The following is a 15,007-nucleotide window of genomic DNA, read 5'->3' on the forward strand; positions in this document are numbered from 1 at the left end:
CGCTCTGACGATTACACTGGGCCCGTGCCTCAACTACGTCTCGCCCTGAACCAGATCGACTCGCGCGTCGGTGACCTCGTCGAGAACACCGAGACGATCCTCCGCTGGACCCGGCACTCCGCCGAACAGGGAGCGCATCTCGTGGCGTTCCCGGAGATGGTGCTGACCGGGTATCCCGTCGAGGACCTGGCCCTCAGGTCGTCCTTCGTGGCGGCGTCCCGCGCGGCCCTTCGTTCCCTGGCCGCCCGGCTCGCCGAGGAGGGTTTCGGAGAGCTGCCGGTGGTCGTCGGCTACCTCGACCGGTCCGAGACCGCCCAGCCGAAGTTCGGCCAGCCGCCCGGCGCACCGCGGAACGCGGGGGCGGTGCTGCACCGTGGCGAGGTGGCGCTCACCTTCGCCAAGCACCACCTGCCGAACTACGGCGTCTTCGACGAGTTCCGCTACTTCGTGCCCGGCGACACCATGCCGGTGGTGCGGGTGCACGGCATCGACGTGGCCCTCGCCATCTGCGAGGACCTCTGGCAGGACGGCGGCCGGGTCCCGGCGGCGCGCTCCGCGGAGGCGGGCCTGCTGCTCTCCATCAACGCGTCGCCGTACGAGCGCGACAAGGACGACACCCGCCTGGAGCTGGTCCGCAAGCGGGCCCAGGAGGCGGGCTGCACCACCGCCTACCTCGCCATGATCGGCGGGCAGGACGAGCTGGTCTTCGACGGCGACTCGATCGTGGTCGACCGGGACGGCGAGGTGATCGCGCGGGCGCCGCAGTTCTCGGAGGGGTGCGTGGTCCTGGACCTGGACCTGCCGGCGGCGTCGGCGAACGCGCCGACAGGCGTGGTGGACGACGGTCTGCGCATCGACCGCGTGGTGCTGTCCGAGGACCCGCTGCCGGTGTACGAGCCGGAGCTGTCCGGCGGCTACGCCGACCGTCTGGACGACGCCGAGGAGGTCTACTCCGCGCTGGTCGTGGGCCTGCGGGCGTATGTCACCAAGAACGGCTTCACGTCGGTGCTGATCGGCCTGTCGGGCGGTATCGACTCGGCGCTGGTCGCGGCGATCGCGTGCGACGCGGTGGGCGCGGCGAACGTGTACGGCGTGGCGATGCCCTCGAAGTACTCCTCGGAGCACTCGGAGGGGGACGCGGCGGAACTGGCGCGACGTACGGGGCTGAACTTCCGTACGGTGCCGATCGCGCCGATGTTCGACGCGTACATGGGCTCGCTGGGCCTGAGCGGGCTCGCGGAGGAGAACCTTCAGTCCCGTCTGCGGGGCACGATGCTGATGGCGATCTCCAACCAGGAGGGGCACATCGTGCTCGCGCCCGGCAACAAGTCGGAGCTGGCGGTGGGGTATTCGACGCTGTACGGCGACTCGGTGGGCGCGTACGGGCCCATCAAGGACGTGTACAAGACGTGGATCTTCCGGTTGGCCCAGTGGCGCAACCGGGCGGCGGCCGAGCGGGGGCAGACCCCGCCGATCCCGGAGAACTCGATCACCAAGCCGCCGAGCGCGGAGCTGCGGCCGGGGCAGGTCGACACGGACTCGCTGCCCGACTATCCGGTGCTGGACGGGATCCTCGAGCTCTACGTCGACCGGGACAAGGGCGCCGACGAGATCGTCGCGGCGGGGTACGACCGTGAGCTGGTCGTCAAGACGCTGCGGATGGTGGACACGGCGGAGTACAAGCGGCGTCAGTATCCGCCGGGTACGAAGATCTCGGCGAAGGGGTTCGGGAAGGACCGGAGGCTGCCGATCACGAATGGGTGGCGGGAGTCGGTGTAGCGGGTTTTTCGCCCACCCACCCGCCTGTCTCGGTCGGCCGGCAGGTCAGAACACGGTCGAGCGCCGCCCGGCCTGCGGGTCCCCAGGCCGGCTTGCCGCCCGGAAGGCCCCGTTCCCCGTTCTGGCCCATAAGGATGAGGAAAAGGCTCTTCAGAACAGCCAGCCCTCGGGCGCGCCGGATCGTCGCCTCGTCCGCATGCGCGTACCCGTCGAAGAACCGTGAGGCAGCGCCCGAAGGAAGCAGCATCCACGCGGCCGCGAGGTCCCACGCCGGATCGCCGGCGAACATGGAATCGAAATCGATCACACCCGAGAGCGTCCCGTCCGAGACGACGACATTCGCGGGATGGAGGTCACCGTGCAGCCATACCGGCGGGCCCTCCCACTCGGGGGCCGCGACAGCATCGTCCCAGACGGCCCGGACGGCCCGGACGTCGGCGGCAAGGCCGTCGGGGGCAATGGCCTGCAAGAACTTCTCGAAGCCGTCCGTGCACTCCTTGGGGTGACCGCCCCGGTCCGAACTGGCCGGCGCCTCGGCGGGCGCCTCCACATGGAGCGCCCTGAGGAAGCCCGCCAGAGTGTCGGCCGCGTGCTCGCCGCGACTGATCGAGGTGTAGTCCAGTGGCTCGCCGCGAACCCACGTCATAACGCTCCACGGCCTCGGAAAGCGCGCGGACGGTTCGCCGATCCGCACCGGCGTCGGAACCGGGAGCGGAAGACGCGGTGCCAGGACAGGCAGCCACCGGCACTCCTTGCGCAGGAGATCCGAGGCACCTTCCATGCGCGGCATGCGCACGGCCAACTCATCCCCAAGGCGCCACATCTGGTTGCCCCAGCCGCCCGCTACCTCGCGGATGGGCAGCCCCGCGAGGTCCGGATGCTGGTCCTCGAGAAGGTCGTGCACCAGCTCTGCGGTGATCTCGATCTCGGAGTCGGTCATGCGAAGCCACGGTACCTACCCCTTCGGCCCTCTGGTCAGGTCGGGCCAAGCAGTAGTGCGGCGACCGCCTCCGGGGCCTCATGCATGGCGTCGTGGCCCGTCGGGAGGTCGTGGACCTGCCACTCGGGATCGGCTTGGAGTCGGGTGCGGAGTTCGGCGAACGGCGTCCGGTCTTCCCATCCCGAGCATTGAAGTGCTCTCCCTCGTGACGAAGGAGATTCCTACCTACCTTGCGGTGGTGGGCTTGACGCCGCGAGTGCGCCTTGCGACTGCCCTCCCGGCAGCCGGGACGAGCGCGTGGCCCATCCGGTACAGGTGCAAGATGTTTCGGGCTGCGTTCCAGTCGGCGTTCGCCTCGAATCCGCAGTCCGCGTTCTTGCACACGAACGTGGCTTGGTCCTCCCGGCTGCCAGGCGTGGTGAAGCCACAGGCTGAGCAACGCTGAGAGGTTCCGGGCGCGGGGACCTTGATCAGGGTGCCGCCATAGCGGGCGGTCTTGTACGTCAGTATCGTGACCGTCCGACCCCATGCCTCCTGGCTGATGGAGCGGTTCAGCCCGGACTTCTGCGCGACGTTCTTCCCTGGCTGGTCCATGGTGCCTTTGGCGGACTTGACCATGTTCGTGATGTTGAGCTGTTCCACCACGACTGTGCCATACCGCGCGGCGATGGCGATGGTGGTCTTGTGCTGCCAGTCAACGGCTCGGCGCGTGGCTCTTGCGCGGAGCTGCTTGATCTGGTCGTAGGTGGCGCGCAGCCGGTTTGAGTGGCGTTCCTTGGGCTTGCGGAAGCTCTTGCGGTGCGCAGCCCGCTGCTCGATGCGAAGCAGCTTGGCCTTCTCGTCCGGGTTCAGCCACTTGTCCCGGTCGGCCGTACCGTCCGGGAGCCGGGGCGGCCGTCCGTGGTCCTGGTGGTTGCCGTCGGAGAGGGCGAGCGGAAGGTTCACCCCGGCGTCGATACCCACCTCGGGCCCCCGGTGAGGCTCGGGAACGGTTTCGATGGCCTGGACGCGGAAGGCGATGTGCCAGCCAAGCGCATCCTTCACCAACCGGGCTCCGGTGATCCGGTTCTCCTTGTCGGCGCGCTTGCCCACCGGCAGATCCCTGGTCCAGCGGAACCGGACACGCCCGATCTTGGGGATGTTGACCATGCCCCAGCGGCGGTGGACGCGGACGATGTTCAGGTCCCGGCCCTGCGGGATGTCCACGGACATCACTGACCGGATGCGGGACTTGAAGTTCGGTTCGTCAGCACGGCCGTCCCAGCAGTTCTTCCACGCCTGGAAATACGTCTTCAACACCGCTTGCGCAGCCTGCGCGGGGAGCATACCGAGCCATTCGATGTCCTTGCGGGCCTGCCGTATCGCGGCGTCGGCCGCAGCCAGTGAACGCTTCGCCTTGGGGAGCATCGTCCACCAGTCGTGCAAGAGGTTCCACATCGTGCGGGCCGCGTGCGCCTGGTCGTCCAGGAGCCGGATCTGTGCAGGCATCAGCGCCAGTCGGGCACGGTGCCCGAAGTTCCGTTTCTCCCCCACGAGTTGGCTGCTCACGCGATCACTATAGCATTTGGTTTATGTCACCCCGATGGAATCCAAATCCCGAAGTACGCACTGGCCGCCACGTTGTCCACAACCTGCATGTCCACTTGGTGTTCGTCACCAAATACCGGCGCCGCGCTTTCACCGACGCCATGCTGACCAGATGCGAGGAGATCATGCGGGAGGTCTGCACGGACTTCGAGGCCGAGCTGAAGCAGTTCAACGGCGAGGAGGACCACGTTCATCTGCTGGTGCACTACCCGCCCAAGGTCCAGCTCTCGAAGCTGGTCAACTCCCTCAAGGGCGTCTCGGCCCGACTCTTGCGCAAGGAATACGACAGCCACGTCCGCCGGTACCTGTGGGGCGGGCACTTCTGGTCCGGCTCCTACTTCGCAGGGTCCTGCGGCGGGGCTCCGTTGTCGATCGTTAAGCAGTACATCGAGCAGCAGCAACGGCCGGTGTGACCGTTCCGGTCCCGCAGGCGCAGGGAAATCCGGCGGCGAACGCTTCCCGGTAGTGCTCGGTCGTTGACGACCAGCACGACTCTCCATCGCGCGGTACGTAGGCGTCGAGATGCACCAGTCGCGCGATCCGGCCGTCAGCGCGATCGGCGGCGGCGATCACCATCCCGCCGTAGCTGTGGCCGACCAGCGTCGCGCTGGTGACGCGGGCGCGACCTGCATGCTCCAGCAGCGGAACCACCGCCTCGAACGACCAGGAGCCGTGCCAACCGCCAGGCACGAGGACGAACGTCGCCATGCGTCTCCCCTTCAAGCCACGGCGTCGAGGCACGCTGCCCCGACGACATGTGGGTTGGTCGGGCGCTTTGCGCGACTGAAGACCACTCCGCGTGGAGACAGTGTCACCAGATCAAGGTGTGGCTTGCTACCGCCAAGGTGCCAACTGATGCCTGTTCGCCGCCAACCTCGCCTGATCGCCGGTGTGACGTCACATGTGTGGCCGTCCGGCGGGCGCCACCTCTGGCCACCGGGCGGACAAGCGCAGTGCAGTCGCACGCACGGGGAGACCTGGTTTAGGCAGCCAGCGACGTCTTGGCAGTTCACACCGAACGCGGCACGTCGATCGTTCCCGCTAACCGGGGCTACAGCCGCTCCGCGCGCTCTCGCCTCCTTCGAGTCTCGGGAAGACGATCGGAGCCGGCACCCGCACCCTCAGCCGGCTGTTCCGCGACGAACTCGGCATGACCTTCTACGAATGGCGCACGCAACTACGCGTCCACCACGCGCTCGTGCTCCTCGCCGAAGGCCACGACACCACCCGGACCGCCTACGCCTGCGGATGGGCCAACCCCAGCGGCTTCATCGCGGCGTTCACCGACATCATCGGAACGACCCCGGGCCGCTACCGGACCCTCAGGGATCCACGTCCTCGATCGAGCTGGGCCCCATCTGGGACGCGGAGGTGAACTCCGGCAGCGTCGCGGGCTGGTCGAAGAGGAAGAAGCTCTGGTTCATGCCGAGGGTGAACTCCAGGTAGGCACCCGTGGTGGCGTCGAAACCGTAGTAGGTGTTGCAGGTCCCGGCCCCGTCGCTGTAAGTGCCGTCCATTTCCGGGAGCGGGACGTTGACCATGCCGTTGCTGCTCGATTTCGTCTTCGACGGTGGTGTACCCAGCGCACAGTACGAGACGGGGAGGCCCTTCAGAACGAAGTAGCCGTACTCACCCTTGGCGTTCTGAAGGTATACGTAGCTGAGTTTGCCCTTCGAGCTGGCCTTTCCCCAGGTCTTGATCCACCTGTTGATGGTCTCTCGCGTCGTCGAGTACTCGGGGACCTCTATCGGCTGGTTCGCCACCAGTTTGTCGTAGCCCTTCTCCTTCGCCTTCGTCTCGGTCGCCTGTGAGGAGTCGTCTTCGCAGGCGACGGCGCTGAAGCCGACCAGCAGAACGGTGGCGACGGCCAGTGCGGTGCGGGCGATGAGTTTCATGGCCTTTCTCCTCTTCGTCACGGCGCACACGTGGTGTTCATGTCGTTCACGTCCAGCCGCGGCGGCAGGTCCTTGTCCCTGAAGGCGCTCCGGTGCTCCTGTGCGGCTTTCGCGTTGTATTCGTTGACCGCTTCCATCCGCGACGACTTCAGGGCGGTGAGGGAGGTGCTGATCTGAGCCCGCCTGGACTCGGAGGCCGTCTTGTTCTCCTCTTCCAGAGTCCGGATGGTCCCTTCTTTGGACTGCACCGTGGAGCAGAGTCCGAAGAACTCCTCGTACGTGGCGATCCGGAACGCACCGGAACCTTCGGTGCGGTCGCGCTTGTCGACTTCACCGCGGAATGGGGCGGTCAGCCAGCTGACGCCACCGATCGCGAGAGTGAGGGTCAGGCCGACCGTGACCAGGGCGGCGACAGCGCCGATGACCCAGATTCCGGCCTTGAAATCTTCCCGGGTCGTGCTCATGGTTCTTCCCCCTCAACCAGGCCGATGGCCCGCCTTTCACGCCGAAGACGGGCAGAACTGGATGGTGAACAGCTCACTCACGCACGCTACGGAGCCGCCCCCGGGACCCCTCCCGAAAGCTGGTGGGTGGGCATGGGCCGGGGGTCTGGGGGCGGGCGCAGCCCCCAGACCCCCGCATCGGCGCCGGGTGGCTACGAGCGCACCCGCTCCGAGACTTGTGGCATGTGCGTCGCGACCAACCGCTCGCGCCCGGCCCCCGGAACAGTCCGGCGGCGATCAACCGCGTACGCGGCCCCGGCCACCGCCAGCCCCAGCACGGCCAGCACCGCACCGGCCGGCGCGGGAGACGTCACCCCGAACCCCGCGCCCAGGGCGAGACCCCCGATCCACGCACCCCCCGCGTTCGCCAGGTTGAAGGCCGCCTGGTTGGCGGAGGACGCCAGAGAGGGAGCCGAGGACGCCTTCTCCATGACCATCAGCAGGAGCGGGGAGCTGGTGACGAACGCCGCTGTGCCGAGCAGCACCACGGCCAGGGCCGCGCTCCACGCCGTCTCCATCAGGACCGGGAAGAGGGCCAGGACCGCCGCCAGCGAGATCAGCCCGCCGAACAGGGTGCGCCGCGTCGAGCGGTCGGCCAGACGGCCACCGAGCAGATTGCCCACCGTCGCACCCACGCCGAACAGCGCCAGCAGCAGCGTCACGCTGGAGTCGGCGTACCCGGCGGAGTCCGTCAGCATCGGCGTGATGTAGCTGTAGGCCGAGAACAGGGCGCCGAAGCCCGCGACCGTCGTACCGAGGGCCAGCCAGACCGGGAGCGACCTGAGGGCCGCGAGCTCGCCGCGCAGACCGGCGGCGGGGGCGTGCGTGCGGTCGCGGGGCAGCACCAGCGCCAGGGACACGATGGCCACCAGACCGATCACGCTGACGCCCAGGAACGTCGAGCGCCAGCCCAGGCGCTGTCCCATGAGCGTGGCGACGGGCACGCCCGCGATGTTGGCGACCGTCAGGCCGAGGAACATCAGGGACACCGCGCGGGCCTTGCGCTCCGGCGCCGCCATCGTCGTAGCGACGACGGCACCTACGCCGAAGAAGGCGCCGTGCGGCAGGCCGCTCAGGAAGCGGGCCGCCAGCAGCCAGTGGTAGTCGGGGGCGAAGGCGGAGAGCGTGTTGCCGGCCACGAAGAGGGCCATCAGGCCGATGAGGACCTTGCGGCGGGACATGCGCGCGGTGGCCGCGGCGAGGAGCGGTGCGCCGATCACCACGCCCAGCGCGTACGCCGAGACCAGGTGTCCGGCGGTGGGGATCGAGAGGTGCAGGTCGCCGGCGACGTCGGGCAGCAGCCCCATCATGACGAACTCGGTGGTGCCGATTCCAAAAGCGCCGACGGCCAGGGCGAGCAGGGCCAGGGGCATGACGGGGCCGTGCCTTTCAACGGGAGATTTCAAAGGGAGACTTCAAGGGGAGCTGAGTCCAGTACAGCTTAAGTTCAGTTACGGAACAAACTCTCCCGGCCCGGGTATTCCAACGGCTCAGGACGACGTGTCGAGCTTCACACGCGCGGCCACCGGGAGGTGGTCGCTCCCGGTCTGAGGCAGCGTCCAGGAGCTCTCCGGCTCGACGCCGTCCACCATGATCTGGTCGATCCGCGCCATCGGGAACGAGGCCGGCCAGCTGAATCCCCAGCCGCTGCCCGCCGCGCCCTGAGTGGAGCGCATCTGGGCGGTGACGGCGTTGAGCGAGCGGTCGTTCATCGTGCCGTTCAGGTCGCCGAGCAGGATCTTCCTGGGGAGCTTCTCGTCGTCGATGGCCTCGCCCAGCGCGTCGGCGCTCTTGTCGCGCTGCCGGGCCGTGAACCCGGCCTCCAGCTTCACCCGCACCGACGGGAGGTGGGCGACGTACACCGCGACCTGCCCGGCGGGCGTGGTCACCGTGGCCCGCATGGCGCGGGTCCAGCCGAGCTTGATGTCCACGGCCCTGACCCCGGTCATGGGGTACTTGCTCCACAGCCCGACCGTGCCCTGCACCGAGTGGTACTTGTACGTCGACGTCAGCGCCTTCTCGTACACCGGCACCTCCGACGCGGTCAGTTCCTCCAGGGCCACCACGTCCGCGCCGGACGCGGCCACGTCCCGGGCGGTGCCGGACGGGTCCGGGTTGTCGGCGTTGACGTTGTGCGTGGCCACGGTGAGGTCGCCGCCGCTGCCCGCCTTGTCGCTGAGCAGCCCGCCGAAGAGGTTGAGCCATACGGCCGAGGGCAGGATGACGGCGATCAGCGCGGTCGCGGACTTGCGCAGCAGCCCGATCAGCAGCAGGACCGGGATCAACAGGCCCAGCCAGGGCAGGAAGGTCTCGATGAGGCTGCCGAGGTTGCCGACGGCGTTCGGGATCTGCGCGTGCAGCAGCATGATCAGGGCGAGCAGTAACGCGATCGCGGTGACGAAGAGGCCCCGGCGCCAGATCCGCGGGTCCCCGCGCCAGCCGGCGAACAGGCGGTTCGCCAGCCGGCTCATCAGGCGCCGAAGCCGGGCTCCCCGGTGCTCGGGCCCCGAGCCGCCGTTGTCCGTCTCCGTCATGTACGCCTGCGCCATACCGTTGCCTCACTACCTGCCGTGCACACCGTTATCTCCCCGTGTCCTAAGACCCTAGGGGATGATCGGCTCCGTCCCCGCCGTCTTTCGACGGCCGTACTGGCACGAGGACGTAAGTGTCCGCGCCGCCAGTTCCGGTCGTGGACACAGTAAGCGCGCTCTGTGACGAAACGCGCACACTGGGGCTGATGTCTGTGAGCGGCGGTCAACTGACCGGCGGTGAACTGACGGGCGGTGAGCTGAGGGGCGGTGAGCTGACAGGGCGTAGGCCTTCGAGCACCGTGTCGACGATCCGCGAGGCGAGGTCGTCGGGGAGATCGGCGTCCGGGCGCATGACCGTACGGAAGAGCATGGGGGCGGCGAACATGTCGTTCATCAGCTCGACGTCGACGTCTTCGCGGAGTTCGCCGCTCTGCTGCCCGCGGCGCAGGACCTCGATCTGGAGCCGGCGGCGTGGCTCGATGACGGTCGCGTGGTACGCGCTCCATATCTTCGGGCTGCTCTTCATCTGGGCGAAGACGTTGTGCAGGAGCGCGGAGGACCGGGTCATCAGTCCGCGCCGGCGCAGCTGTTCCAGCAGGACCACGAGGTCGTCACGCATGGACGTGCCGGGGAGTTCGGGCTCCGGCGGCTCGGCCGTGCGCACGACGTCGACGAAGAGCTCTTCCTTGCCGCTCCAGCGGCGGTAGATGGTCGCCTTGCCCACGCCCGCGGTGCGGGCGATGCGCTCGATGGAGAGCTCCGCGAGCGGCACGCCCTCCTCCAGGAGCTTCATCACCCCTTCGAGGACGGCACGTTCCACGGCCTCGCTGCGGGGGCGGCCCCGTGCGGGGCCCTCCTGCCCGGGTCGGCTGTCGGCGAGGCTGTTCACGTCGCTGGGTCCCTTCTCTTCTGTGGCCTTGAGTGATTCCCCCTGGTACGACGTGTGCGGCGTCACCGGCACGGACGTTACTCCGCCGCCGCCACCAACTCCTGTTCCCCCTTGCCCTGCTGAGGCGCCGACGCCTTCCCCGGCAGGTACAGGGCGACCACGACCGCGCCGATCAGCGCGACGCCCGCGCCGCACAGGGCGGTGACGTGCATGGCGTGCAGGAAGGCGTCGTTGGCGGGGGTGACCAGGGCCTTGCCCTGGGGGCCGAGCCTGGCGGCGACGCCGAGGGTGGCCTCGATGGACTCGCCCGCGGTGTGGCGCAGGCCGGCCGGGACCTGGGAGAGCTTGTCCTCGATGCCGCCGCGGTAGGCCGCGGAGAGCACGGAGCCGAGGACCGCGATGCCGAGGGCGCCGCCGACCTGGCGGAAGGTGTTGCTGAGCGCGGACGCGGAGCCCGCCTTCTCGCGCGGCAGGGCCTGCATGATGACCACGCTGGTCGGGGTCGCGATGTGCGCCATGCCGGCGCCCATGAGGAAGAAGATCACCTCAAGGATCCAGATCGGCGTGTCCGCCTCCAGCGTGGCGAACGCGGCCAGCATCGCGGCGATGACCAGCAGCCCCGCCGTACAGGTGACCTTGTTGCCGAACCGGTCGACGACGAGCCGGGCGCGCGGCGCGAAGACGAGCTGGGCCGCGGCGAGCGGCAGCATCAGCAGGCCGGTCTGCAGCGGCGAGTAGCCCCGCACGCTCTGCGTGTAGAAGACGGAGAAGAAGGTCACACCCATCAGCGCGAAGAAGACGAGCGCGACGGCGGACATGGCGGCCGAGAAGACCTTGTTCTTGAAGTACGTGACGTCGATGGACGGGTGGTCGCTGCGCTTCTCGAACAGCACGAAGCCGACGAGTACGGCGACACCGGCGGCGATGGTCGCGAGGACCACCGGATCGGTGAAGTCGGCGAGCTGGCCGCCCTTGATGATGCCGTAGACGAGCAGGACGAGCCCGACGACCGAGAGGACGACGCCGATCGGGTCGAGGCGGCCGGGGTTCGGGTCACGGGAGTCGGGCACCAGCCAGATCATCAGCGCGAGCGCGAGCAGCACGATCGGCACGTTGATCAGGAAGACCGAGCCCCACCAGAAGTGGGCGAGCAGGACGCCGCCGGTGATCGGGCCGATCGCGATGGCGAGGCCGACACCGCCGGCCCAGATGCCGATCGCCTTGGGCTGCTCGTCGCGCTCGAAGACGTTCATCAGGACGGCCAGCGTCGCGGGCATCACGAAGGCGGCCCCGAAGCCCATCAGGGCGCGGAAGACGATGAGCTGGACCGGCGAGCCGGACTCCGCGGCCAGCGCCGAGCCGATACCGAACACGGCGAGACCGCCGAGCAGGATCTTCTTGCGGCCGAGCCGGTCGCCGAGGAGGCCGGCGGTGAACAGCAGTCCGGCGAAGACGAGCGTGTAGGCGTTGATCGCCCACTCCAGCTCGCCCTGGGTGGCGCCCAGGCCGGTCGGGGCGGGGGTCGAGATCGTCTTGATGGCGACGTTGAGGATCGAGTTGTCCAGCACCACGATCAGCAGGCTCAGCATCAGGACACCGAGGATCGCCCAGCGGCGCCGGTGCACCGCTTCGGGTATGCGAGGGCCGCGGAGGGCACGCTCGGCAGGAGTAGTCATGACATCGAGCCTAACTATTTACGATACGAGACCGTGCCGTATCGTAACTCTTTTACCGAGCGCTTACCTGTCCGCCCGCCCTGCCTGACGGACCTGCCTGACGGACCTGCCTGATCGATCACAGCGACCTCCCCTAGCCCTGTCTGACACGAGGTGCCACCATGGAGGTGATCCGGGGACGCCGTAAGGGCGCCTCGAGATGACTGAAGGAGCCGTTGCAATGACGCAGCTCTCGGCTGCCCAGACTGTGCAGAACAGGCCCTCCGACGGCAGCGGCAAGACGCTGTACGGGGGCAAGGGCACGCGCCGTATCACCGTTCGCGACATCGCCGCCGCCAAGGAGCGCGGCGAGAAGTGGCCCATGCTCACCGCCTACGACGCGATGACCGCGTCCGTCTTCGACGAGGCCGGGATCCCGGTCATGCTCGTCGGGGACTCGGCGGGCAACTGCCACCTCGGGTACGAGACCACCGTGCCCGTCACCCTCGACGAGATGACCATGCTGTCGGCCGCGGTCGTACGGGGCACACAGCGCGCGCTGATCGTCGGCGACCTGCCCTTCGGCTCCTACCAGGAGGGTCCGGTGCAGGCGCTGCGCTCGGCGACCCGGCTGGTGAAGGAGGCCGGGGTCGGCGCCGTCAAGCTGGAGGGCGGCGAGCGCTCGCACCGGCAGATCGAGCTGCTGGTGGAGTCCGGCATCCCGGTGATGGCCCACATCGGCCTCACCCCGCAGTCCGTGAACGCCATGGGTTACCGCGTCCAGGGGCGCGGCGAGGAGGCGGCCCAGCAGCTGCTGCGGGACGCGAAGGCCGTGCAGGACGCGGGCGCGTTCGCGGTGGTCCTGGAGCTGGTTCCGGCGGAGCTGGCGGCGGAGGTGACGCGGGTGCTGCACATTCCGACGGTGGGGATCGGGGCCGGCCCGGAGACGGACGCGCAGGTGCTGGTGTGGACCGACATGCTGGGTCTGACGGGCGGGCGGGTGCCGAAGTTCGTGAAGCAGTACGCCAATCTGCGTGACGTCATGGGGAACGCGGCGAAGGCGTTTGCGGAGGATGTCGTCGGCGGAACGTTCCCTCTTGAGGAGCACTCCGTCCACTGAGCCGCTCGTCCATTGAGCCGCTCGTCCACTGAGCCATTGCGGCACCATGGCAGCCCCGCCGATCTTCCCCCGTCGGCGGGGCTGTCCCCCTTTTTGCGCCTAAACCGGCGCCGCTCTCGCGGAGGTGGTTGCTCGCCGTCGTGGTTCCTCAATTGATGGTTGCGGTGGTTTGTCGGGGGGATGTCGGCGCTGTCGGTCGTCTGTCGGTGGTTTGTCGGTCCGCCCTGACACCGTCGTCCTCATGACGCGAATCGACAAGAATCCCAACGGCGCGGGCAGCGCCGTCTCCGTGCGGGGGCTGGTCAAGCACTACGGCGAGACCAAGGCGCTGGACGGGGTCGACCTCGATGTCCGGGAGGGCACCGTGATGGGGGTGCTCGGGCCGAACGGGGCCGGGAAGACCACCCTCGTACGGATTCTGTCCACCCTGATCACTCCCGACGCGGGCCATGCCGTCGTGGCCGGCCGCGACGTCGTACGGCAGCCGCGGCAGCTGCGCCGGGTGATCGGGCTGACCGGGCAGTACGCCTCCGTGGACGAGAAGCTCCCGGGCTGGGAGAACCTCTACATGATCGGGCGGCTCCTCGACCTGCCGCGCAAGGACGCCCGCGCGCGGGCCGACGAGCTGCTGGAGCGGTTCTCGCTCACCGAGGCCGCCAAGCGGCCGGCGGCGACGTACTCGGGCGGTATGCGGCGGCGGCTCGATCTGGCCGCCTCGATGATCGGGCATCCCGTGGTCCTCTTCCTCGACGAGCCGACCACCGGACTGGACCCGCGCACCCGCAACGAGGTGTGGACCGAGGTCAAGCGGATGGTCGGCGACGGGGTCACCGTCCTGCTCACCACCCAGTACATGGAGGAGGCCGAACAGCTCGCCTCCGAGCTGACGGTCGTCGACCGCGGCAAGGTCATCGCGGGCGGCGCCATCGAGGAGCTGAAGGCGAAGGTCGGCGGACGCACCCTGCGCATCCGGCCGGCCGACCCGACGCAACTACGGCCGCTCGCCGCCACCTTGGACGACCTGGGCATCACCGGGCTCGCCACCACGACCGTGGACGCCGAGCGCGGCTGCCTCCTGGTCCCGATCCTCAGCGACGAACAACTGACCGCCGTGGTCGGCGCGGTCACCGCGCGCGGCATCACGCTCTCCTCCATCACCACCGAACTGCCCAGCCTGGACGAGGTGTTCCTGTCCCTCACCGGCCACCGTGCCAGTGCCCCGCAGGACGCCACGCCCGCCGACGACCGCCAGGAGGTCGCCGTATGAGCGCCGCCACCACCACCGCCGCCACCACCACCGCCCCCACCACGGACGACGCCCGTATTTCGCTGCGCGCGCACCTGCGGCACACCGGCGCGCTCGTCCGCCGCAATCTGCTGTGGATCCGGCAGGACCCGGAGTCGATGTTCGACGCCATCCTGATGCCGGTCGTCTTCACGCTGCTGTTCGTCTACGTCTTCGGCGGCTCGATCGGGCAGGCCCTCGGCGGCGGACAGGACGGGTATGTTCAGTACGTCATCCCCGGCATGCTGGCGATGACGAGCATGACCTTGTCCCAGGGCGTCGGAACCGGCTTCAACCAGGACTTCAACAGCGGTGTCATGGACCGCTTCCGCTCCCTGCCGATCGGGCGCGGCTCTGTGCTGTTCGCGAAGATCTCGGTGGAGCTGGCGCGGATGCTGTTCGCGACGGCCGTACTGATGATCGTCGCGACCGCGGTCGGTTTCGAGATCACCAGCTGGCCGGGGCTGTTCGCCACCGTGGGGCTCGCCGCGGTGTTCGCCTCGTCGGTCATGTGGGTGTTCCTCACCCTGGGCGTGATCATGAAGAACGCCCAGTCCGTGCAGGCGATGGGCTTCCTGGTGCTGTTCCCGCTCCAGTTCGGCTCGTCGATCTTCACGCCGACCGACACGATGCCGGGCTGGCTGCAGAACTTCACCGACTACAACCCGCTGTCCTCGCTCGCGGACGCGGCGCGCGGACTGATGGTGGGCGGCCCGGTCGCGCACGACGTGTGGGTGACCCTCGGCTGGTCGGTTGCCATCACGGCCGTGATGGCTCCGATCGCGATCCACAAGTTCCGCACCAAGAGCTGACCCGTGGGCCG

At 68.6% G+C, this 15,007-nt stretch carries 15 protein-coding genes; 6 read left to right on the plus strand and 9 right to left on the minus strand.

Annotation, left to right across the window (positions count from 1 at the left end; genetic code table 11):
• Positions 1–24: 24 nt before the first annotated feature.
• Entirely contained in the window at positions 25–1,779 is a 1,755-nt protein-coding gene (locus tag AB0I77_RS12775; RefSeq protein ID WP_363282502.1) for an NAD+ synthase, read from the plus strand.
• Here AB0I77_RS12775 and AB0I77_RS12780 read toward each other — a convergent pair.
• Entirely contained in the window at positions 1,751–2,719 is a 969-nt protein-coding gene (locus tag AB0I77_RS12780) for an aminoglycoside phosphotransferase family protein (RefSeq protein WP_363282503.1), read from the minus strand. The genes AB0I77_RS12775 and AB0I77_RS12780 overlap by 29 nt on opposite strands.
• 225 nt (positions 2,720–2,944) lie before the next feature.
• Positions 2,945–4,207 (minus strand): transposase, encoded by a 1,263-nt coding sequence (locus tag AB0I77_RS12785; protein WP_363282725.1) that lies wholly within the window; start codon positions 4,205–4,207, stop codon positions 2,945–2,947.
• 83 nt (positions 4,208–4,290) lie between these two features.
• On the opposite strand from AB0I77_RS12785, the gene tnpA reads away from it, so the two are divergent.
• Entirely contained in the window at positions 4,291–4,719 is a 429-nt protein-coding gene (gene tnpA / locus AB0I77_RS12790) for an IS200/IS605 family transposase (protein WP_363282504.1), read from the plus strand.
• On the opposite strand, the gene AB0I77_RS12795 is transcribed toward tnpA, so the two are convergent.
• Complete coding sequence (locus tag AB0I77_RS12795) at positions 4,682–5,014, minus strand: hypothetical protein (protein WP_363282505.1); 333 nt, start codon at positions 5,012–5,014, stop codon at positions 4,682–4,684. The genes tnpA and AB0I77_RS12795 overlap by 38 nt on opposite strands.
• A gap of 442 nt (positions 5,015–5,456) precedes the next feature.
• On the opposite strand from AB0I77_RS12795, the gene AB0I77_RS12800 reads away from it, so the two are divergent.
• Complete coding sequence (locus AB0I77_RS12800) at positions 5,457–5,681, plus strand: helix-turn-helix domain-containing protein (RefSeq protein WP_363282506.1); 225 nt, start codon at positions 5,457–5,459, stop codon at positions 5,679–5,681.
• On the opposite strand, the gene AB0I77_RS12805 is transcribed toward AB0I77_RS12800, so the two are convergent.
• The 6 genes from AB0I77_RS12805 to AB0I77_RS12830 form a co-directional block, all read right to left on the minus strand.
• Complete coding sequence (locus tag AB0I77_RS12805) at positions 5,629–6,201, minus strand: hypothetical protein (protein ID WP_363282507.1); 573 nt, start codon at positions 6,199–6,201, stop codon at positions 5,629–5,631. The two genes, AB0I77_RS12800 and AB0I77_RS12805, sit on opposite strands and share 53 nt — an antisense overlap.
• A 17-nt stretch (positions 6,202–6,218) precedes the next feature.
• Positions 6,219–6,665: a hypothetical protein gene (locus AB0I77_RS12810; RefSeq protein ID WP_363282508.1), complete on the minus strand. Its 447-nt coding sequence runs from the start codon at positions 6,663–6,665 to the stop codon at positions 6,219–6,221.
• A gap of 191 nt (positions 6,666–6,856) precedes the next feature.
• Positions 6,857–8,077, minus strand: coding sequence for an MFS transporter (locus AB0I77_RS12815; RefSeq protein WP_363282509.1), 1,221 nt, complete (start codon positions 8,075–8,077; stop codon positions 6,857–6,859).
• A gap of 117 nt (positions 8,078–8,194) precedes the next feature.
• On the minus strand, positions 8,195–9,253 hold the full coding sequence (locus tag AB0I77_RS12820; protein WP_363282510.1) for an endonuclease/exonuclease/phosphatase family protein: 1,059 nt from the start codon (positions 9,251–9,253) through the stop codon (positions 8,195–8,197).
• A 205-nt stretch (positions 9,254–9,458) separates the two neighbouring features.
• On the minus strand, positions 9,459–10,124 hold the full coding sequence (locus AB0I77_RS12825) for a TetR/AcrR family transcriptional regulator (protein WP_363282511.1): 666 nt from the start codon (positions 10,122–10,124) through the stop codon (positions 9,459–9,461).
• Between the two features lie 77 nt (positions 10,125–10,201).
• A complete protein-coding gene (locus AB0I77_RS12830) occupies positions 10,202–11,800 on the minus strand; it encodes an MFS transporter (RefSeq protein WP_363282512.1) in 1,599 nt (532 codons plus the stop codon).
• Between the two features lie 220 nt (positions 11,801–12,020).
• Between AB0I77_RS12830 and panB the strand changes: the two genes are divergently transcribed.
• From panB to AB0I77_RS12845, 3 genes are all read left to right on the plus strand, one after another.
• Complete coding sequence (panB, locus tag AB0I77_RS12835; RefSeq protein ID WP_363282513.1) at positions 12,021–12,899, plus strand: 3-methyl-2-oxobutanoate hydroxymethyltransferase; 879 nt, start codon at positions 12,021–12,023, stop codon at positions 12,897–12,899.
• Between the two features lie 241 nt (positions 12,900–13,140).
• Positions 13,141–14,166 (plus strand): ATP-binding cassette domain-containing protein, encoded by a 1,026-nt coding sequence (locus AB0I77_RS12840; protein ID WP_363282515.1) that lies wholly within the window; start codon positions 13,141–13,143, stop codon positions 14,164–14,166.
• Complete coding sequence (locus AB0I77_RS12845) at positions 14,163–14,996, plus strand: ABC transporter permease (protein ID WP_363282516.1); 834 nt, start codon at positions 14,163–14,165, stop codon at positions 14,994–14,996. Before AB0I77_RS12840 ends, AB0I77_RS12845 begins: the two co-directional genes overlap by 4 nt.
• Positions 14,997–15,007 lie beyond the last annotated feature (11 nt).

The organism is Streptomyces sp. NPDC050619, assembly GCF_040654815.1.
Classification (GTDB): Bacteria; Actinomycetota; Actinomycetes; order Streptomycetales; family Streptomycetaceae; genus Streptomyces.

Bases quoted from the DNA above. Each gene is read 5' to 3' on its own strand.
- AB0I77_RS12780 (WP_363282503.1), bottom strand. From the start codon at position 2,719: ATGACCGACTCCGAGATCGAGATCACCGCAGAGCTGGTGCACGACCTT.
- AB0I77_RS12785 (WP_363282725.1), bottom strand. From the start codon at position 4,207: ATGCCTGCACAGATCCGGCTCCTGGACGACCAGGCGCACGCGGCCCGC.
- tnpA (WP_363282504.1), top strand. From the start codon at position 4,291: ATGTCACCCCGATGGAATCCAAATCCCGAAGTACGCACTGGCCGCCAC.
- AB0I77_RS12795 (WP_363282505.1), bottom strand. From the start codon at position 5,014: ATGGCGACGTTCGTCCTCGTGCCTGGCGGTTGGCACGGCTCCTGGTCG.
- AB0I77_RS12800 (WP_363282506.1), top strand. From the start codon at position 5,457: ATGACCTTCTACGAATGGCGCACGCAACTACGCGTCCACCACGCGCTC.
- AB0I77_RS12805 (WP_363282507.1), bottom strand. From the start codon at position 6,201: ATGAAACTCATCGCCCGCACCGCACTGGCCGTCGCCACCGTTCTGCTG.
- AB0I77_RS12810 (WP_363282508.1), bottom strand. From the start codon at position 6,665: ATGAGCACGACCCGGGAAGATTTCAAGGCCGGAATCTGGGTCATCGGC.
- AB0I77_RS12815 (WP_363282509.1), bottom strand. From the start codon at position 8,077: ATGCCCCTGGCCCTGCTCGCCCTGGCCGTCGGCGCTTTTGGAATCGGC.
- AB0I77_RS12820 (WP_363282510.1), bottom strand. From the start codon at position 9,253: ATGGCGCAGGCGTACATGACGGAGACGGACAACGGCGGCTCGGGGCCC.
- AB0I77_RS12830 (WP_363282512.1), bottom strand. From the start codon at position 11,800: ATGACTACTCCTGCCGAGCGTGCCCTCCGCGGCCCTCGCATACCCGAA.
- panB (WP_363282513.1), top strand. From the start codon at position 12,021: ATGACGCAGCTCTCGGCTGCCCAGACTGTGCAGAACAGGCCCTCCGAC.
- AB0I77_RS12840 (WP_363282515.1), top strand. From the start codon at position 13,141: ATGACGCGAATCGACAAGAATCCCAACGGCGCGGGCAGCGCCGTCTCC.
- AB0I77_RS12845 (WP_363282516.1), top strand. From the start codon at position 14,163: ATGAGCGCCGCCACCACCACCGCCGCCACCACCACCGCCCCCACCACG.